The 20,836-nt window shown below is 39.0% G+C and carries 16 protein-coding genes; all 16 read right to left on the bottom strand.

What is annotated here, in order from left to right; translation table 11 throughout:
• Positions 1-429 precede the first annotated feature (429 nt).
• The 16 genes from L3V43_RS09930 to L3V43_RS09855 all read right to left on the bottom strand — a co-directional run bounded on the left by L3V43_RS09930 (position 430) and on the right by L3V43_RS09855 (position 20,763).
• The gene (locus tag L3V43_RS09930; protein WP_010605745.1) at positions 430-2,043 is read right to left on the bottom strand and encodes a hypothetical protein; all 1,614 of its coding nucleotides are present in this window, start codon (positions 2,041-2,043) and stop codon (positions 430-432) included.
• Positions 2,044-2,365: 322 nt separating this feature from the next.
• On the bottom strand, positions 2,366-3,976 hold the full coding sequence (locus L3V43_RS09925) for a hypothetical protein (RefSeq protein WP_237116487.1): 1,611 nt from the start codon (positions 3,974-3,976) through the stop codon (positions 2,366-2,368).
• 766 nt (positions 3,977-4,742) lie between these two features.
• Positions 4,743-6,863, bottom strand: coding sequence for a YjbH domain-containing protein (locus tag L3V43_RS09920; RefSeq protein ID WP_237116486.1), 2,121 nt, complete (start codon positions 6,861-6,863; stop codon positions 4,743-4,745).
• A gap of 557 nt (positions 6,864-7,420) precedes the next feature.
• Positions 7,421-9,382: a nucleoside-diphosphate sugar epimerase/dehydratase gene (locus tag L3V43_RS09915; protein WP_237116485.1), complete on the bottom strand. Its 1,962-nt coding sequence runs from the start codon at positions 9,380-9,382 to the stop codon at positions 7,421-7,423.
• A 130-nt stretch (positions 9,383-9,512) separates the two neighbouring features.
• Entirely contained in the window at positions 9,513-10,688 is a 1,176-nt protein-coding gene (locus tag L3V43_RS09910; RefSeq protein ID WP_237116484.1) for a DegT/DnrJ/EryC1/StrS aminotransferase family protein, read from the bottom strand.
• Positions 10,689-10,691: 3 nt separating this feature from the next.
• Complete coding sequence (locus L3V43_RS09905; protein WP_237116483.1) at positions 10,692-11,537, bottom strand: 3-hydroxyacyl-CoA dehydrogenase NAD-binding domain-containing protein; 846 nt, start codon at positions 11,535-11,537, stop codon at positions 10,692-10,694.
• Positions 11,537-12,172 carry an acetyltransferase gene (locus L3V43_RS09900; protein ID WP_237116482.1) on the bottom strand — a complete coding sequence of 212 codons (636 nt, stop codon included), beginning with the start codon at positions 12,170-12,172 and terminating at the stop codon, positions 11,537-11,539. The genes L3V43_RS09905 and L3V43_RS09900 overlap by 1 nt, the downstream gene beginning before the upstream one ends.
• Positions 12,169-12,765 (bottom strand): sugar transferase, encoded by a 597-nt coding sequence (locus L3V43_RS09895; protein WP_237116481.1) that lies wholly within the window; start codon positions 12,763-12,765, stop codon positions 12,169-12,171. The genes L3V43_RS09900 and L3V43_RS09895 overlap by 4 nt, the downstream gene beginning before the upstream one ends.
• Complete coding sequence (locus L3V43_RS09890; protein WP_237116480.1) at positions 12,765-13,874, bottom strand: glycosyltransferase family 4 protein; 1,110 nt, start codon at positions 13,872-13,874, stop codon at positions 12,765-12,767. Before L3V43_RS09890 ends, L3V43_RS09895 begins: the two co-directional genes overlap by 1 nt.
• Positions 13,871-14,959 carry a glycosyltransferase gene (locus tag L3V43_RS09885; protein ID WP_237116479.1) on the bottom strand — a complete coding sequence of 363 codons (1,089 nt, stop codon included), beginning with the start codon at positions 14,957-14,959 and terminating at the stop codon, positions 13,871-13,873. The genes L3V43_RS09890 and L3V43_RS09885 overlap by 4 nt, the downstream gene beginning before the upstream one ends.
• Entirely contained in the window at positions 14,956-15,492 is a 537-nt protein-coding gene (locus L3V43_RS09880; protein WP_237116478.1) for an acyltransferase, read from the bottom strand. The genes L3V43_RS09885 and L3V43_RS09880 overlap by 4 nt, the downstream gene beginning before the upstream one ends.
• Positions 15,479-16,582, bottom strand: coding sequence for a glycosyltransferase (locus L3V43_RS09875; RefSeq protein ID WP_237116477.1), 1,104 nt, complete (start codon positions 16,580-16,582; stop codon positions 15,479-15,481). The genes L3V43_RS09880 and L3V43_RS09875 overlap by 14 nt, the downstream gene beginning before the upstream one ends.
• Position 16,583: 1 nt before the next feature.
• Complete coding sequence (locus L3V43_RS09870; RefSeq protein WP_237116476.1) at positions 16,584-17,828, bottom strand: O-antigen ligase family protein; 1,245 nt, start codon at positions 17,826-17,828, stop codon at positions 16,584-16,586.
• Entirely contained in the window at positions 17,797-18,369 is a 573-nt protein-coding gene (locus L3V43_RS09865; RefSeq protein ID WP_237116475.1) for a CatB-related O-acetyltransferase, read from the bottom strand. The genes L3V43_RS09870 and L3V43_RS09865 overlap by 32 nt, the downstream gene beginning before the upstream one ends.
• Positions 18,335-19,747 (bottom strand): oligosaccharide flippase family protein, encoded by a 1,413-nt coding sequence (locus L3V43_RS09860; RefSeq protein ID WP_237116474.1) that lies wholly within the window; start codon positions 19,745-19,747, stop codon positions 18,335-18,337. The genes L3V43_RS09865 and L3V43_RS09860 overlap by 35 nt, the downstream gene beginning before the upstream one ends.
• Entirely contained in the window at positions 19,744-20,763 is a 1,020-nt protein-coding gene (locus tag L3V43_RS09855) for an NAD-dependent epimerase/dehydratase family protein (RefSeq protein ID WP_237116473.1), read from the bottom strand. Before L3V43_RS09855 ends, L3V43_RS09860 begins: the two co-directional genes overlap by 4 nt.
• Between the last annotated feature and the right edge of the window lie 73 nt (positions 20,764-20,836).

Raw genomic sequence — 20,836 nt, 5'->3', positions numbered from 1 at the left:
GAGTCGCGACCTAAAGTCGCTGCTACGCCAAGTTTGTAGCTTCGGGCTTATTCCGTGACAAGCGCGTCAAGAAAAGAGTTGTGGCATAAAACAATAATAGAGAACCGCGACCTAAAGCCAAAAGAGTCGCGACCTAAAGTCGCTGCTACGCCAAGTTTGTAGCAGCGGGTTTATCCCGCGACAAGCGCGTAAAGAAAAGAGTTGTGGCATAAAATAATAAAAAAGACTCGTGACCTAAAGCCATAAAAGAGTCGCGACCTAAAGTCATAAAAGAGTCGCGACCTAAAGTCGCTGCTACGCCAAGTTTGTAGCAGCGGGTTTATCCCGCGAAAAAGTGATAACGAGTAATACCTACATGTATATATTTAATTGAGAAAAGAAAAAAGCCGCGTCTCCGCGGCTTAACTGATTGGACTAATCATTCTTTTCTTAGCTACCCGTTACAGTGTCACACGCTACTGAAACATCGATGGTCTCATCTGTTCCATCAGGCGTAATAGACGTTGTGAATGGTGCCGAAATTCGAGGATCTACGCTAACAGCATATGATGCGATATCACCGTTAAGTGCAGAAAGTGCAAAAGTACCGTCACCATTATTTGCTGCTGTGCGGAATGGCTTAGTAGTACTAGCTCTATACTTTACAATCGCACCTGGGATAACTTCTGTTACCGTTGTATCGTTAGAACAAACTGCTCTAACAGTTACATTTTCATTAACTGTGGTTTGAATTGGATTTGCTAGCGCGATCGAAATTGGGCCATCACATACCGGAACTTCAGCATTCGTTGCAGAAGCATTCCCCCACACGTTACCTGCTGCGTCACGAATAACTACACGTGCTGATGCCGTTGAGCTAATACCGTAACGAGCTGAAGTGCTTGCAGAAACGACTGTTTTTGACGTACTACCACCACGTAAATAACTTGATACGCTTGCATCTGCTGAAGTCATACTTACATATAGACCTGAGCTCGGAACAGTATCACCAGTCACATTAACAGTAATACCTTGCGTACAGATTGGAACTGAACGAGACAATGTAAAGAACGTAAGGTGATCGGTTTTGAAAGATGCTTTATAAGCCGTACCTTCAGCATTTAACGCACCAACAGTTGCTTTATTCGTTTCTGACTGCCATTTACCTGTATCTTCATTATTCGAAGAAACATCAAACAGGTCTCCCGTTTGAATTGTTCTATCACCAGATGGTGCTAAGGTTGCGACAGGAAGTGAAACAGAAACATCAATCTCTTGACTAAATTGCTTGATCTTAGTTCCATTGTTATCTTGCATCACGATATTGCTTACACCAACTGGCTTTTTAACGCTGGTTGTACTATCTGCACTCAATCCAGCTGGCAAAACAGCGGAGATCTTGCTGGATGTAGGATCCGCAGAGCCAACAGTTAATGAAACAGAAGTACCTGTAACTGCATTACCGTTTGCATCTCTTAATTGCACGCCGGCTGGAATAGTGACATCAGAGCCTGCATTACCTTTTGCTGCCGCAGCAGTAACAGCAGATGCAGTTGTTGCATTAGCTACACTTTCAGAAACGCTTGCTTCAACAACTTCATCACCGCTTTTTGATACGAGCGCCAATTCAGCTTCTAAAGTTGCCTCAGAGTCTTCGTTACTTAAATCAATTTCAAAGCTTTTTGAAAAATAGCCGTCAGCAGTTACAACCGCAGTTACGATCCCAACGTCTGCACCTTCTTTTACGGTAAAGGTGTAGCTACCATCTTCTGTTGCAATCTGTGTTATTGCATCACCATTGACGTTAACCAAGTTTGAGGCAGGCTCTCCATCCTCAAAAAAGGCAATTGTTGCCGGTGCAACGATATCAACAGTATCAATATCAACTACGTTACCGCTTACAGCAAATGCTAGAGCAGCTGGCGTTTCTGGCGCCACAATCACAGGATCTGTTGGTTCTGGCGGCTTAACAACTACATTATCATCATCATCGCTAAAACAGCCAGATAATGCTAGAGCTGAAGCTACAGACAAAGCGAGTAAAGATTTTTTGTTCGAAATCATGATTGGTCCTTGTTCCCTTTTTTGAAAGCGCCAGGCGGCACCGTCGCGCGTTTTAATACATCGAAGTTTAAATATAGAGAAGGTTTTAAGATTGTCCAGCTTGATAGTATAAGTTTTTAATAATTTTTAAAGATTTTCGTATACAAAGTTACTTCAAGTCCCTTTAATAGAAGCAAGTGTATAACAAGCGTAATATTACTTTAATAATATTTATGACGTCCAAACTTTGCTAAGTGTACTTATGTTAGGATGTTTGTAACTTTTTTGACAACAAAAAAAGCCGCTATTCAGCGGCTTTTTTAAGGCTTAATAACAGACGTTATTAAGAACCAGTTACTGTCTCACAAGCCATTTTTAGCTCTTGGTCTGCAACTTCAGCACCCGCTTCAAAAGTAAACGATGTAGCTTGGCCTTCTGCAACTTCTAGTGATAATGGATCAATGCTTACAGTGTACGTCTCGCCAACAACTAGGTTATTTAACGAATATGTACCTTCAGCATTTGCAGCAAGGTATGTTGCTTTGTCAGCACGACGGTAAGTAATCACTGAGTTTTGTACTGGAACAGAAACCGACTCATCATTAGAACAAACACCCGTTAAGTCAAATGATGCTGTTGTGTACTCAACCGCTGGCGCTTCTAACGTTGCTGCAACAGCTTCACCACATACAGCTACTTCATTTTCAGTATCAAACCAAACTGTACCTTCAGCATCACGAAGTACAATACGTGCTGTCGCGTCTGCACTTACGTTATTTTTACCCGCGTTTTCCGCAGTGTAAATAACTTTAGAAGTTGCTCCTGAAGCAATGAACTTAGTTGCATTGATATCAGATGATTGCACATCAACAAATAAGCCGCCTGCAGGTACGTCACCAGTGATGTTTACAGAAACATCATTATTACATACAGCAACTTCATCAGTTGCGGTGAAGAATGTAAGGTGGTCGGTCATAAACGAAGCTTTGTACGCAGTTCCTGCTTCGTTTAAAGCACCAACAGTAACTTCATTATTAGTCTCTTTAGTCCAAACGCCTGTATCTTCGTTATGAGATGAAAGACCTAATACATCACCAGTTTCAACAGCGCGGCCTTCAGATGCTAGTACAGTATCTTTTGGAATAGAGATTGAGATAGAGATTGGGTTGCTGAACTTTTTGATCTTAACGCCATTCTCATCAGTCATTGTTACATTAGCAACACCAACTGGAGCTGCTAAAGTCGCAGCGCTATCTGCATTCAGCCCTTCAGGAAGCACTGCACCGGCAGCTGAAGATGTAGGATCTGCAGAACCAACGTTTAGTGATACTTTTGTACCAGTGATAGCTTCACCATTTGCGTCACGAAGTACAACGCCAGCAGGAATTACCACGTTAGCACCAGCTTTGCCTTTAGCTGCTGTTGCTGTGATTGCAGCGTCTACAACACCGCCTTCAACTTCAGTTTCTACAACTTCTTCAACAGTTGAATCTGTATTTTTAGAAACAAGTGCTAGTTGAACCGCAACTTCAGCAACATCTTCTTCCGTAGTTAGATCAATGTTGAAGCTCTTTGAGAAGTAACCGTTCGCTGTAACAACGGCTGTTACTTGAGAAAGCTCAGCACCTTCTTTAACAGTAAATACAAAACTACCAGCATCACCAGTTTCAACTGTTGCAGTTACTTCGCCTTTGGTATTTACGATGTTTTCAGAAGCTTCACCATTTTCTAGGAATGCGATTGTAGCAGGAACAACGTTAGTGCTGTTTTTATCAACAACGCTACCATTCACAACTAGAGAAAGAGCATTAGGAGCATCAGGTGCTACTACCACAGGATCTGTAGGCTCTGGTGGTGGAGTTGTTGTGTTATTGTCATCGTCGCTGAAACAGCCTGAAAGCGTCAACGCAGATGCGACTGACAGCGCAAGAAGAGATTTTTTGTTTGCAATCATGATTAGTCCTTGTTTTCTTTTTTATTAACAACGCCACGTTAGCGTGTTAACACACAAAAAAAGCTTCATTGCTAGCAATGAAAGCTTTAAATTAAAAATTTGTATGGTAGACAGGGACTAAGTCACTCCCTGACCCGATTCAACGCGAGCTTTGTAGTCAAAACTATGACCAAGATAGAAACAGCCCACGATGACCCCGCTAATTTATCACAGTAAAGCGTTAGATCCAACCGCTTGATTTAGTTTGAAAGTAGGATACCGTTGGTACACTAAATACACAATGAATGAAGTTAAATTTATCGTAAATAATTGCAACATAATGGTTGTTTATTAACGAGGTATAAATTGTAAATGTGTAGCGATAGCTTCAGTGCAGCTATCGTCACGAGATAAAATAAAAAAGAGAATCGCGATCCGTAACCGGGATTTATCCCGTAATAAGAGCGTCGCGACATAAAGTCGCTGCTACGAATACATAGCCCCGCGACAAGCACTCCAACCTCGTGGCAGCGGGTTTATCCCGCAACAGCAGCACCGAAACACCACACCTAAAGCTGCGGATTTACCCCGAGATAACAGCATCGCGACATAAAGTCGCTGCTACGAATACATAGCCTCGCGACAAGGTTCCAAACTCCAACCTCGTAGCAGCGGGTTTATCCCGCGACAGCAGCACCGAAACACCACACCCGTAGCAGCGGGTTTATCCCGCGACAGCAGCACCGAAACACCACCTCCATAGCAGCAGGCTTACCGTGACCATCTCTTATTTATAGGTCAAATACACTTCTCTTAGTCGAGCCAAGTTACTATATACATAGCTGCTCGATAAACGACCTTGATTGAGGAATGTTTTATCAATATTAACCGGCGTATTAACTAAATGGCCTCGACCAATCGCAATGGCATTTTTTGACTCACTTATTCGAGAGCTTGCAGCATGACGCCACGCCTCATTTCCTTTAATTTGACCATAACGTGTTGGTGCCATGTCTTTTCTAGGTGTAAGTGGAATGCTAAAAGATATACCAGCGATTTGCACATCTGTATCTTGCGCAAATATGGACACGTAACTATCACCAAACCAAAAGCGCGTTTCTAGCTTAACGCCACTATCCTCATAAAAGAACTTACCTGCTGTGGCATGAAAACTAACATCTTGCTCAACCCAATTATAACGATAAGACAAGGTTTGATAATCCTTATCTAAGTCATAATCATCGTACTCAAAGTATCCAAGCTCTGCTGAAAATTGATGACGACCATTGCCACTCAACCAAGTTGTTTCGTTCTTAATACCTGTGTAATCATTAAACTCTTTAAAAAAGCCGATATGTGTTTGGTTATAAATACCATAAGGCAGTGCAAATGTTTGATAGATAGTCGCTTGTGTTAAGCCACTTTGTTTAGCCAAACGACCAAATGCTTTTCCATCATCGTAGTCACTCGTATTCGCAACTTCGGTTTCGGCACTTAAATTAATACCACCGCCATACCACATTGGTACATCAACATCTGCTTTTAAGGCGAGTGAAAAATCATAAACTCCCAGCTCCGTTGCCAACCTTGAGTCCAGTGCAGGACCAACGGTTAATCTTGGTTTAAAGTACGCGCTATTTGCCTTTGGCATACCAACCCAAGACACACTACCAATTGGGTCCATTTCGCCTCGACGAATATCCATATCAGGTGTAGTGCCAGTATTTACGAACTCTCTATAATTATTAATGTGGCCTCGCAATGCTAACATTGGAATACCACGATTTAGCAATTGAACAGTAAACTGCGCGTTCGGCTCGTTCACATGTTCAGCAATACGACCTAATACTAAACCAATTGCATCTATGTCGTTGCGATTAAAAACATAGTTTTCAAAACTCACGACAACATGAGGGTCTCGATTGAAGCCAACACTTACCGACTCAAAGCCGTCTTCCAAGAGCGCCGCTTTTAAAGCGCGCGTTTGCATTGTTAGAGATTTTTTATATTCATCACGCTCTGTGACTTCTTTTTTCGCTTCAGGAAGAGGTTTACGGGCGAGACGGCGCTGCTCCTCATAATGAGCTTTAAATGCCGCTTCTCGCTTGGCGTCTGCGTCAAGCGTTGGCGCTGGAGCTGCTTCTAGTGGGTCATTTAATGTTGCCTGCTCAAACAAAGGCATGGAGAAGTTTATACCCCAAAAGGTGTCTTTTTCAGCGTGATCAGTATTACTGTAAAACTTACTGGTAAGCGTTAAAGTACCCACATCATAAATCCATGCTTTTGGTACTGTTAGACGCAAACCGGCATTAACCGCATCAGCATCATGTTCCACTTGCACAGCTAGCCAGTCTAGTGGCTGCCACTCAATACCCGCAAATGCGCCATCCATTTGCCCGGTTGCGCGATCGCTTACCGCAAAACCCGCTGAAAATCTAAAGTCGTTCCATTCACGAGAACCTGCCAAATAATAGGTTTCATATTTATTAGCGGCACCGCCAAGGTCTTTACCACCTACAGCTAAGTTAAACCACTCTTTAGGCACAAAAGGGAGTTGGTATTTTAAGTTAAACGAAAGGTCGCGAGTTTGATTTTCACCATTAGCTTTAGCAGTAAAAAGATTGTCGTGCATTGTATTAGAAGCAATCATACCGCTTACCTCTAAACCGTCAAACACACCCGCTGAGAAAATATAGTTGTGACCATCGAAGTAGCCATTGCCACTGTGATCAAGTTGGTTATTGTAACCAATATCTATACTTCCCTTTTCGAGTACCTCAGCAGTAGGGGTATTAAAAATACCAGTGTACCCCGCAAATGCAGTGTAGTTATTTATTTGGGTATCAGCTAAAACAGGTATGCTTGCAAGTGCAATGCTACCTGCAAGAATCGTATTTATTTTTGACATGTGCGCAGACCGATTTTTATTTTCAATTCTTGAATTAAATGTGGCAGAGCAAATTAACCAGCTCAGCCACCGTTATAAGTATTATGTAGACATCGTACAATGAAGTATAGAAAAACCCAACCTCGTAGCAGCGGGTTTATCCCTAGATAAGCGCATCGCGACAGCGGCACCGAAACACCAACCCCGTAGCAGCGGGTTTACCCCGCGACAAGGGTTCCAAACGCCAACCCCGTAGCGGCGGGTTTACCCCGAGATAAAAAATCGCGACATAAAGTCGCAGCTACGAATACATAACCCCGCGACAACAGCACCGAAACACCACACCCGTAGCAGCGGGTTTATCCCGCGACAAGGGTTCCAAACGCCAACCCCGTAGCAACGGGTTTACCCCGAGATAAGAGCATCGCGACAGCAGCATCGAAACGCCCCCCCGTAGCAGCGGGTTTATCCCGCGACAAGGGTTCCGAACACCATCCCCGTAACCGCGGATTTACCCCGAGATAAAAAATCGCGACATAAAGTCGCTGCTACGAATACATAACTCCGCGATAAGATCGTTACACGTTTCTTAAATTAACCACTTTCTGCTCGGACTCACGTTGCGCTTCAAGCACTTGGCGTTTTTCATTCCACACCAAATCACAAATACCGTCTGTAGGATTAAAGCCTGTAGGCGCCTCTAACAACAATTTACGAATAAGCTCATGATCAAAATTATGACAAGCCGTGTCCATTGCGCTCATAAAAGACTCTAGCTCTGCCATTGGTAGTTTTACCTCATTGGCCGTCATGATCCGTGGATGAGAGGTTTCTTCTACATTGTCACCAATCAATAACTCTTCATATAACTTTTCACCTGGGCGCAATCCTGTGCATTCAATTTCAATATCGCCATGAGGGTTTGACTCTGATTTAACTTCTAAGCCAGAAAGATGCACCATTTTGGTCGCTAAGTCTTTGATCTTAACAGATTCACCCATATCTAACACAAATACGTCACCACCCTTACCCATGGCACCCGCCTGAATAACTAACTGCGCGGCTTCTGGTATGGTCATAAAAAACCGGGTGATATCTTTATGCGTTAAGGTAATTGGTCCACCTTCTTTAATCTGCTTACGGAATAGAGGCACAACTGAACCACTAGAACCAAGTACATTACCAAAACGTACCATGCAAAAACGGGTATTTTTAGACGTTACTTTACTTTCAGCCAAGGCTTGTAACACTAACTCTGCCATACGCTTGGTTGCACCCATAACATTGGTAGGGCGCACCGCTTTATCTGTAGAGATTAATACAAAGGTCTCTACTCCTGCGTTAATAGCGGCTTTAGCCGTGTAATAAGTACCAAATACATTATTACGAACACCCTCAACAACATTTTGCTCTACAAGCGGTACATGCTTGTAGGCTGCGGCATGGTAGACAGTTTGCACCCCAAAGGCTTTCATGCAAGTTTCAATACGGTTGATACGTTGCACCGACCCCATCACTGGTACTATTTCCAATGATACGCCTTTATTCAATGCAAGCTGATTCAGCTCCTTTTCAATGCTATATAAACCAAACTCAGACACCTCAAAAAGCACCAGCTTTTTAGGTCCATTTAATATAATTTGCCTGCATAGTTCAGAGCCTATAGAACCGCCTGCACCAGTTACCATAATGACTTTATCTTTTATATTTGCAGCCATCAGCTCTGCTTGTGGCGCTACTGGGTCTCTGCCCAATAAGTCTTCAATTTCGACTTCTTTTATCTCATTAAGCTGCGCTTTACCGTCGATAACGTCTGCCATACCTGGCACCGTCATCACCTCGAGCGGCAGTTTTTCTAACTTAGTGAGTATTTCTTTACGGCGTGAGCGCGATACGCTTGGTAAAGCAAGCAAAACCTTATGCACTCGCTTTTTATCTATCAAATTATAGATTTCGTCAAAGGCGACAACGGGGATCCCTTGGATAATAGCATTATGTTTGGTAGCGTCATCGTCTACATACGCCGTAACATAATACTCAGGCCCTGTTGCTAGCGCAGTAGCTAACTGCCGACCAGCATCTCCAGCGCCATAAATAACCACTGGAGTTTTAGTAAATGAGGTTAATCGCCAAATAAGTGCTCTCACCAAAATACGCGAACCACCCACTGAAAGTATCATCAACCACGCATAAATAAAGGGCATAGTACGAGGGATAGCGGTTTGCGTAAAAAATGAAGACAACACTAAAATCACAGTACTAATAACTGTACCCAGCACAACTGCACCAACGGCATTTGCCCCAACGTAACGGAGCACAGCACGATACAAACCAAGTTTTACAAATATCACCAAGCTAATTGGGAGTAACAAGGCGAGGATTAGCCAATTATTAAAATTAGCCAGTGGCGCAAAGCTATCTAGGCGAACAATAAGCGCTAACCAAAAGGCGGAGACTATAAAAACTGAATCTAATACGAGCGTGAGAAGTCGTTTTTGGCTACGAGAAGCGCCAAGTAAGGCGCGAAACCAACTATCCATTGTGTTCCCTTTTTATTCCAATCCGAATTAAAACCGCAGACGAACTAAAGCATAGTACATGTTGCAGTATACACAAAAGTAGCAAAAATGTATGAGGAAAATATGGAGGATGCGTGCGCACCCTTCCTATTTATAGTGATGCTTTGTGAAGTACTTGCTTTACTACCTCACAAGTTTTGCTGATTTCTTCAGTAGTAAGCGTTGGGTGCACCAAAAACATTAAAGATGTTTCACCTAACTCTACTGCATTCGTTAAACGCTCTTTTGGTCGCCAAGGCGTACTATCAAAGGCTTTTTCTAGGTAAACTTCTGAGCAGCTACCTTGAAAACAAGGCACGCCAAGCGTGTTGATTTCGTCGACTATGCGATCTCTTGTCCAACCTTCCCTAAGCGCCGCAGAGTTTACAAACAAATAATGTTTATACTCTGCATGCTCAATATAATCCGGCACGCGCACTGTACGTACCACATTGAATGCTTTTGCAACTTGATCTATCGCCTGAGCATTGCTTTGCCTTTTAGCCGTCCAGGCTGGCATACGAGTAAGTTGAATACGCCCAATCACCGCTTGCATTTCTGTCATACGCCAATTAGTGCCAAAACTCTCATGCAACCAGCGAAATCCCGGGGGGTGTTCACGATTGTAAATGGCATCAAAGCTTTTACCGTGGTCTTTATAACTCCACATTTTTAACCATAGGTCTTTGGAGTTTGTAGTAACCATTCCACCTTCACCACCTGTGGTCATAATTTTATCTTGGCAAAATGACCAAGCACCTATATGGCCTATAGTACCAACCGAACGCCCCTTATACTTAGCACCATGTGCCTGAGCACAGTCTTCTATAACATAGAAGCCATGCTCTTTACTGAGGGCCATGATTGCATCCATTTCAGCAGGCATCCCAGCTAAATGCACCACAATCACTGCTTTTGTTTGAGGTTTTAAAACCGCTTTAATAGACTCAGCAGTAATAGCTTGGCTATTTAAGTCAACGTCGGCAAATACAGGTGCAGCTCCCGCTGTAACAATACTACTTGCAGAAGCTAAGAAAGTACGAGGAGTAGTAATAACCTCGTCTCCTTCACCAACGTTCAATGCTTTCAACGCAATATCTAACGCTAATGTGCCATTACCAAGTGCAATCGCATATTCAGCGCCAGTCCAAGCTGCAAACTCTTTTTCAAATTCACGCCCTTCTGTACCTGTCCAGTAATTCACTTTGTTAGAAAGTACAACTTTACTTACTGCGTCTGCTTCTTGCTGAGTAAAGCTAGGCCAAGGGGAAAACGGGGAATTTAACATAGATTAATACTCAAAAAAGCCTCTTTTTGTTTTACGCCCAAGACAATTTGCTCGTACCATTTTCCTCAAAAGAGGATGTGCTCTGTACTTAGGATCTCCAGTCTCTTTATAGAGTGACTCCATTATCGATAAATTTACATCGTTGCCGATTAAATCTGCCAGAGCTAATGGTCCCATTGGATGATGGGCTCCTAGTTTCATTGCCTTATCAATATCTTCAGCTGAAGCAACACCTTCAGCTAAAATACTCACAGCTTCGTTAACCATTGGGATCAGCATTCGGTTCACAACAAAACCTGGTGCTTCTTGTACTACAACAGGAGATTTCCCTAATGATTTAGTCAGAACTTGAAGTTTACCAACTACTTCAGGGCTAGTTTCATGACCAACGACAATTTCAACTAGTTCCATAACCGGCGCTGGGTTGAAGAAGTGCAATCCAATTACATTTTGAGGGTTTGGTAAAACGCTACCAAAAGCAGTTATAGAGAGAGATGAAGTATTAGAAGCAACAATTACTGACTCACTTATAAATTGGGCAAGTTTGGAAAATAACTCCATTTTAGCAATGAAATCCTCAGCAATCGCCTCAATAATTAAATCTGAATTACATACTGTGGCAAGCTCTGTAAAACAGAATACCTTTTCTATTGCCATACTTGACTGCTCTACTGAAACTTTTCCTTTGCGAGCAAGTCTAGATATGTTTTTTTCACATGTACTTTTTGAAGCAATAGCTTTATCTTCAGTTCTTGCAATTAAATTTACTCTTGAAACCTCATTACTTAAACATAATACTTGAGCTATACCTGTAGCCATTGTGCCTGAGCCAACTATTGACACTTCCATTACTCAGCTATCTCCTTTAATTTCTTTGCAGGATTACCTGCAAAAATCGTTCTTTCAGGGATATTTTTAGTCAAGACTCCTCCCATACCAAGCATAGAGCCTTTCTGAAGGTTTAAACCTTGCCTAATTGTTGCACCCGTACCAATTTCAACTAAATCATCTAATAATACATTTCCAGAAACAGCAGCCATGGGGGCGACAGTTATAAAATCACCAAAATTGCACTCGTGTCCAACCGTCACATTAAGATTTAATATATTGTGAGTCCCCAGCTCTATGTCAGCAGTTAGTATTGAGCCTGCACAAATAATACTGCCTTTACCGATACAAACAGTATTGGAATATCTAACACTGGGATGGATCAGTGTTGCAAAATTCGGCTTTCCTAATAGATGCATTTTATCTAAAACAGCCTTACGTGTTCTAGGATTACCGATAGCTATTATAAACTCACAATCTACAGAGTAATCTACCCAAGAGTTAACTGAACCTAAAACGATTGCACCTTGGACGTCGGTACCATGTGTCGAAGCATTATCATCTAGCACACCTCTTACCTTACGATTACAATCTTGAGCAAGCCAAACAACCTCTTTAGCAAACCCTCCACCACCTATAATTATAATTTCTCTCATTTCTTATCGCTCCCTTTAAAAAGAGACATTGTCGCCTCACCATCAGCGCTGATACCTTCACGTACAAATACTTTTTTTACGGTCAAAAAGAGTATTTTTATATCGAGTAAAAAGCTTTGGTTTTCTACATACCAAACATCAAGCTTAAATTTGTCTTCCCAGCTAATTGCATTACGGCCATTCACTTGTGCCCAACCAGTAATCCCAGGACGGACATTATGGCGACGCGCTTGCTCAGGACTATAAAGAGGTAAGTACTGAACGAGTAAAGGTCTAGGTCCAACTAAGCTCATATCCCCTTTAATCACATTTAGCAACCCAGGTAGCTCATCTAAGCTAGTTGAACGCAAAAAACCACCAAACTTGGTCATACGCTGGTCATCTGGCAATAAGTTCCCCTGCTTATCTTTAGTATCGAACATGCTACGAAACTTCATCATTTTAAAAATTTTACCATTCAAACCAGGGCGGTCTTGAGTAAATAAAATAGGTGACCCCAGTTTTAAGCGTATAAGCAAAGCAACTACAATTATTACAGGCAGTAAAGTCAGTATTGCGCACAGGGCAACTAAAAAATCAAAGATGCGTTTCATTAATTTAATTCCATTATCTTCAAAAGTTCCGTATTAACCTTATGAACATCAAACTTATCTTCAACCATTGCTCTACTTGCATTTGCCATTCTTTGCCATTCACTTTGGTTTTCTATAAACCAAATCATTTTTTCGGCAAGCTGTTCAGCATCGCCTTTTTTAACTAACCAACCATTCTCACCATTTACAACAGTTTCTCGACAACCTGGAACATCTGTTGTCAATATTGGTCGACCAGTAGCCATCGCTTCCAAAACAGTTCGTGGTAATCCTTCATGATATGAGGGCAATACGAAAATACTGCAACTTTCTATATAAGGCCTTACGTCGTCTGTTTCACCTAAATAGTTAACGGCACTATTACCATTTAAACATTCGAGCTCTTTCAAAGAAATACCATCTGGCGAAGGATCTACAGGGCCGACTAATTGAAACTCTGCCATTGAATACTTTTCCTTCACTATCCTGGCCGCTTCTATATACTCGCGAATACCTTTATCACCCAGCAAACGAGCAATAAGTAAAAACTTTGGAAGACTAGGTAAAGACTTAACATTAAAGTGCGTGATATCAACACCTGAGCCATTCACGACCACAGCTTTATTTTCAGGAACTATTCCCAAATCAATAAAAATCTTTTTATTATCAGGGTTTTGAAAAATAACCTTGCTTGAACGCTTCAATGCTACTTTATATAGAAAAACAACCAATTTCATTAACAGATTTTTCTTCCAACTTCCCTTTTGGAAAGCGAAACCTAAACCTGTAACTAGAGCATAGAATCCACAATTAGGAACATGGCGAGCGGCAAAAGCTCCCCAGATTATAGGCTTGATTGTGTAGGATAAAACCAAATCTGGTCTTTCCCTTCTGAAGATCTGGATAAGCTGAAGAAGTGTTTTAATATCACTAGCCATACTAAGTCCATTTCTTTCAACTGAATAATTCACATACCGTGCACCTAGAAGCTCTATTGCAGCAATATCCTCTTCTTTGGCGTTACAAGCTAATGCAACAACAGAAATGCCTTTAGAACCGAGTCCCTTTATTAAGTCCCCCCTAAACCTTGTAAGCGAAGGAGGGAAAGCGCCAATCACTAATGCTTTCATAAACAGCTCTCTATACTATGCCAAAAAGAGCTAACCCTAATACTCTGTGCGTAGGAAAAATATTCGGCCGAATAATCTGTTTTAGCGCTATAAGCTTGAAAGATCGCATCGAATAACTCATCATTAGAAAAGCCATTTAAAACAGTTACTTTGGGTAATGAATTAAGTTCTCCAGCACAAGGCGTTGTTATTATATTTTTAGTTCCCGCAGCCATCATTTCAATCAGCACGTTAGGAAAGCCTTCCTTAAAAGAGTTAATAACCCCCAAATCAGCACCATTCATATATGAATAAGGATTGCCAACCACTCCTTTAAATATCACCGATTGCTTTAAACCTAAGCTTACAACTTGATTTTCCAGCTGGCCTCTCAAAGGCCCATCACCTAAAATTTCACAAAAAAACTTCATCTCTCTCTGTTTACATAATAACAAAACATCTAACAAACCTGATAAATTCTTTAACTCAATCAATCTACCAACAAAAATAATTCTAAATACATCTATCTCATTAACCTCTCTTTCTACCAACGTATTCTTACTATTATTTATGAAATCAATATCTAGAGGGTTTCTAATTACTTTTCTATTCAATTTAGAAATACTACCAACTTCCTCAAGCAGTCTTTTCTGCATAAAATCAGTTTGAAATATTAAAAGATCTAAGTTTCTGTAAAAAAAATAAAGAAATTTAAATAAAAACCTTCTAATACCAAAAAAACGATCAAATATAACAGTAGACTCTCTCGCAACATGCCTACCAGCTTTTAATATATGCAGATTTCTTAATAAAGAAATAAATGAGTTAACATGAAGGTGAGTTGTATAAACATAGTCATATTTATTGTTCTCTTTTAACCACCTTAAAAACCCCAAGATTCCTTTAACTTCCCTGCTCGCCGATCCGAAACACAATTTCACATTATCCACTTTTTTGACCGAGTGCCAGCTACCATTATCTCCACGAGAGAGGAAATAAACAGTGATTTCAAAGTTACATTTAGATAAGTAGTTTACTAAGTTAAGTGAAACTCTTTCAGCCCCACCTAAACTATCTGTCGGTAATACAATTAAAATCCTTTTCATTGCTTATCTTTCTGAAGTTCTATTGCTCTCATTACTCGAGCTTTATAAGAGGTTGATGGAGTAGAATCTATTTCACTATTGCTGATACAGGTTTCCTTGACTCTTTGTGAGAATTCAGTAAACCCGCCCACTCTTTTTGCTGGGACACCAACGTAAACTCCATCGCTTGGTAAATCTTTTGTTACCACTGTTCCTGCACCAATAACAACATTATTTCCAATGGAAACACCTGGCATTATAATAGAGTTAACTCCAATAAAAACATTGTCACCTACATTTATTTCTGCATATTTTTGATACCGTTCATTGTTTTCATCATGAATAAGCCATGTGGAGCCATCATGTGTAAGAAATTTTACACCAGAAGTCACTGTAACCTTATTTCCAATCGATATTAAAAAAGGTTCGCTCCCCCAAGATTTAATATAAATTCGACATCCTGAACCAACAGAAACTCCTTTTTTTCTTGCATATTCAACGCCACCTTTTATATAAAATAAAAACAAGTCATATATAAAGCTAAACACTCTCATCAAACATTCCCCTAATTTTAATAGCTCTATTCTTCCAAGTATATTTAACTTTAAAGTCATTTAAAGCATTATTGGCAATTGAATCTGAAAACTCTTGATTTGAAATAACTCGATTGATTGCATCAACCCAACCCTCTATACAATCAGGTTTCACGAGAATACAGTTGTGCTCATTCACAAGCACCTCTCTTAACACGGGTAAGTCAGAGCAAATAAAAGGCCGATTAGAAGACATATATTCAAAAATTTTCAAAGGAGACATATATTGAGAAGTATTTACCTTTCCTTGGATAGAAGTTGATTCTTGGTATGGTGCTAATAAAAGATCTAAACTAGCTCTAACTTCTGGAATTTTTGCGGGAGGTAAAAAACCATGAAAATAAATATTACTAGAATCAATTATATTCTTTAGATTTGAAATATCCGACTCTTCACCACCATAAAAATGAAAGTTAGCATTAGGAATTTTTTTTGCTACCTCAATCACTAAATCTGCTCCCCGCCCCTCGTATAAGTGTCCAATATATCCGATGTTAAAGTTAGAATTAGTGACTTTTTCTAAAAGGTATTCAGGTGTTTCATCAGCCGCATCATGGAGAACTTCAATTTTATCAGAGGGTACACCTTCCTGAAATAAAATATCTTTTAGCTTTTCAGAAATAACAACAATTTTAATAAAATTACTTTTTGACAGGCTGAATAACATTCTAATTAAAAAGTTATATCTTGAAATTGGTGAATGACATTCATAAATAACCTTATACCCAGACAGAGCCAGCATCATGCAAGATAATAAATTCCTACCATATATTAGAGAGTCTTTACTTTCTCTATTCAAAACATAAATATATTGCCTCAGGCTAAATGAATACCATGAAAATCTATTTTTATTCTTTTTATGCCTAACTATATCAAAATTCTCATCAACTCCATAATAAGAGTAAACATCACTTTCAGAGTCCACATCCGGAACATAGAGTTTAACAACTCCAGTTCTATTATCAGCTAAAGCGCTACACATTTTCATCACATGTACACTATTAGCAGTCCGAGAAGGAACAATCGAATTTGCCAAATATAATAAATTCACTTTACACCTTACACTTTGATTTAAAGAATAAAGGGATAGAAAGTATTAAAAATATATAAAACTCAACTTTCCCCTGAAAAAAAGTAGGACTAGAACCACCTCTAAGCAGCAAAAAAGTACAAATAAAAAAGTAAGAGATAGATACAAAGTCAGAACTTTTATTATAATCTTTCAATGATCGAATAACACTAAGAAAAATATAAGCAAAAAACATAATTAAAAATAGAACCCCATCTTCATAAATGGTTTTCACATAAAATGAATGAGCAGATTTTGAAAAGTCCTCTGAAAAGCTACCGTAACCCATACCGAATAATAATTCCCAACTGGACATAACTTCCATTGTTCGGACCACTTCCATCCAAATATCCAGTCGACCAGATCCGGAACTAATATCATCTGCATTCATTCTAAAAATCGATTCATAAAAGAAGTCGTAAAAACTAACCCCTAATAAAAGAGAGAGAATTAAAAAAATAATAATACTTACCTTCCCCCTAAAAGAACTAGAATATTTCTTAAGGTATATAAAATTTATTAATAGATAAATTAAAATAGTAAGGATAAGTGCTAAAATTACGCCTTTACTTCCCGTAAAAAGAAGCCCTATAAAAAATAGAAATGATAGAACAGTTTCTATTTTATTTTTAGGCTTGAAGGTCAAAAGTAATGCGACCCCTAGTGTCGTAGCCATTATATTTGGATTTCCATACCAGCTATACATTCTAGGGTAATTCCCAAACTGATTGAGAGTCGTAAAGAGCAGTGGAAACTCTCCATTTATTAACATTACGCCCCCTATTAATACACTTATAGCACTAAACCCTCTGACAACATTGACTAAACCTTCAACATAAAGTTCCTTACCTAGGATAAAATAAGATAATAGGAATGCATTGACAGTTAAAACCAACAACAAAAATGCATTAAATGAAAACAAAATATTCTCATCCGCATTAAATGACAGAAAGCCTTTGAAAATTATAATAGTTGAGAAAAAATAAAGAAGATAATTAGAATTACCATCAACCTTATATTTCCCGAAAATTAGATATATAACACTTATTGAATTAATAATAAGAAAAAGAATTGTACTAGATATAAAAAACCTTTCACCACCGCTTAAATTTAACTGACTTTCTAAACTTGTCCCTGCAAAAAATGCAACCGAAAGCAGGGTGTTAAAAAGCAAGAAAATATATATGTAATAATAATTACTTTTCTTCTTCAAATTTTCTATACTCATTTAAAGCCTCTTCAGGTTTCATATCCCACCAACATAATTCGAGAAGCCTAACTATTACCTCTTCATCAAATCTAAATTTAATTATCTTAGCTGGATTCCCTGCTACAATCGCATAATCTGGAACATCTTTTGTCACAACAGAATTTGCACCTATTATAGCTCCGTGACCAACTTTAACTCCTGGCAAAACTATACTATATGCACCAACCCAAACGTCACTACCTAATGTTACAGGCCTATTATTAAGTGACTCCTTCTCATTATCGCTAACAACCCCCCATGCCGAACTGTAAAATATAGCAGATGTTGATAGTCTATTATATGGATGAATATTTGGACCGATTAGCGAATTTTGTCCTATAGAACAATACCGCCCTATTTCAGAACAATTATCCCCTATATTAGAATCCTTACCAATAAATGTATAAAAACCTATTTTGACTTTTTTATTTAATCTAACACCTTTTTCCACTCTAACATTTTCACGTTCATTTGAAGCCTTGGTTTTAAAACCAAGAAATAGCTTTTTTATAAATCGCATAGCTAACACCAAAGTATATCAACTGTGAAAGAAACAAAGAGAACAAACTCAATGAAAAACCATTTAACGGAATAGAATCATAAAAAAAGAAATAAACCGTATAAAAAATAAAATTTAAAAATAGCAAATACACAATAAACTTAAAAGCAAAAGCTAAGTCTATTACTCCATTAAAGATAGACCATATCAACATTGCAAAAAACTGCATACCTACTGCATATAAAATAGCATAACATACAGCTTCTAAACTAAATTGAGAGGCAAAACCAACAAAAATTAAAACATTTGACAATAATAAAATTTGAAAACAAAATGAAACTCTCATATAACCAAACGTTAATTGATAAGTATCACCAGCTTTGTACAACAATCTAAATATCAATGAAAGGGACAGTATTTTTAGAGGAGCCGTTAACCCCCCCCAATCATTTCCAAATAGAAGCTCAACAATCAATGGTGAACCTAATGAAACACTCATTGCAAAGAAAACAGAAATACAACCTGTAGCGATAATTATAATTTTATAATTATAGGATATTTCTTCCTTAGTTTCACAATTAGCATAGTTTTTCACCCCAAATTTTGAAATAACTTTACTGTAAATAGATGACACATAGTTATTAATTTGATATGCCCTTGTATATAGCCCTAGAGCTCCAGAACCTAAATACTTAGAAACCAAAAAAGAATCAACATTCAGAGCGACACTGTTAACAAAAGACACTGATGAAACTTGAACCAACTCTTTTATAGTTGATTTATACTCATCAACTTCCTTTAAACGAAATGGATTAAACACATGGGTTTTATTTGCAATAAAAAAAGCAAAAACTATAAATCGAACTACCACTGACAAAACATACGAATAAGTAAGCCAAAGATAAGCGCTTAAGCTAGGGAAAACATCAACTAAAACTAGAAAGGAAGTTAAGTTAACTACAAATGTAACTAGATTAGCAAATGCCAACTCTAAAACACGCCCTACTTTAACAAGATAAGACTCTAAAACAAGAGATAAAGTCGAAACCAGCAAAAATATACTGAGGAAGAATAATGATTCCGATGATTTAGGGCTATTTAAAACCCCCACCAACTGAATATTAAAAAACAATAGCAATGTGGTTATAAATAATGTAAAAACCACAACCACCCCAACTATTGTACTTATATGCTTTTCTCCTTTTTTTCTTAAAATTGAAATAGAAATCCCTGACAACCCGAAATTTTTTATCAAATTAATAATCAAGAAAGCTAAAGAAAATACACCATAGCTGGCAGGGTCTACATAATGAGAAGTAATAGATAATAAAATAATTTGAAGAACAACTTGAAGTATCGAGTCTATTGATAATACTCTAAGCTCTTTCGACTTATTCATCTCTGACTAATATACCAAACAATTGCTGATTTAATACCCTCACCAATAGTAAATTTAGGCTCATAGCCAAGTAAACCTTTTGCTTTAGATATATTTGCTTGAGAGTGCCGGACATCACCTTCTCTAAAGTCCCTATATTTTGGTGTTGCGGTGGATTTAACTCCATTATTATTTAATGCAATTTGTATAGCTTCATAAAGGCTATTTAAGGTTGTTCTGTCTCCAACAGCCACATTATAAACATTATCTTTAGCTTCATCAGATGCAGTAGCTGCGAGAATATTCATTTGCACTGTGTTTTCTATAAAGCAAAAGTCACGACTAGTTTCACCATCGCCATTAATGTATACATCTTCCCCTTTTATCATGGCCGCAGTCCACTTAGGAATAACCGCTGCATAAGCGCCATTGGGATCCTGTCGTTGACCAAATACATTAAAATAACGTAAGCCAATTGATTTAAAGCCGTAGGTTCTAGCGTAAACACCTGCGTAAAGTTCGTTTACATATTTAGTTACAGCATAAGGCGATAGTGGATTACCTATGTTCTCTTCCACTTTAGGTAAAGCTGGATGATCACCGTAAGTCGAGCTGCTTGCTGCATAGGTAAAGCTTTCCACGTTGGCTTCTTTAGCAGCTTGGAGCATATTCAAAAAGCCCGTGATATTGGCAGCGTTGCTGGTAATTGGATCTGCGATTGATCTGGGTACTGAACCCAGTGCGGCTTGGTGTAAAACGTAATCAACGTTACTTACAGCAGTTTCACAGGTGGCATAATCTCTAATGTCACCTTCAATAAAAGTAAACCGCTGCCACTGCTCTGCAGTCACTAGGCTTTGTACTTCATCTAAATTATGTTGGTGGCCCGTGGCAAAGTTATCTAGTCCTATTACTTTTTGGCCTAGCTTTAATAACGTTTCAAGTAGATTGGAGCCTATAAATCCAGCCACACCAGTGACTAGCCAGACTTTTGGATTGTTTTGTAGTTCAGCTTTAACTTCTTCGTAACGAGGCATGAGGACTCTTTAATTCAATTTAGTTTAAAATTAAAAAGAGGTCAATAAAACCCCTTTTCTGTTTGATTAGACT

The sequence above is a fragment of the Pseudoalteromonas sp. L23 genome (genome assembly GCF_021728455.1).
Lineage (GTDB): Bacteria > Pseudomonadota > Gammaproteobacteria > Enterobacterales > Alteromonadaceae > Pseudoalteromonas.
Note: the sequence above shows the minus strand (reverse complement) of the source record. Positions and strands in the feature narration are given on the sequence as shown.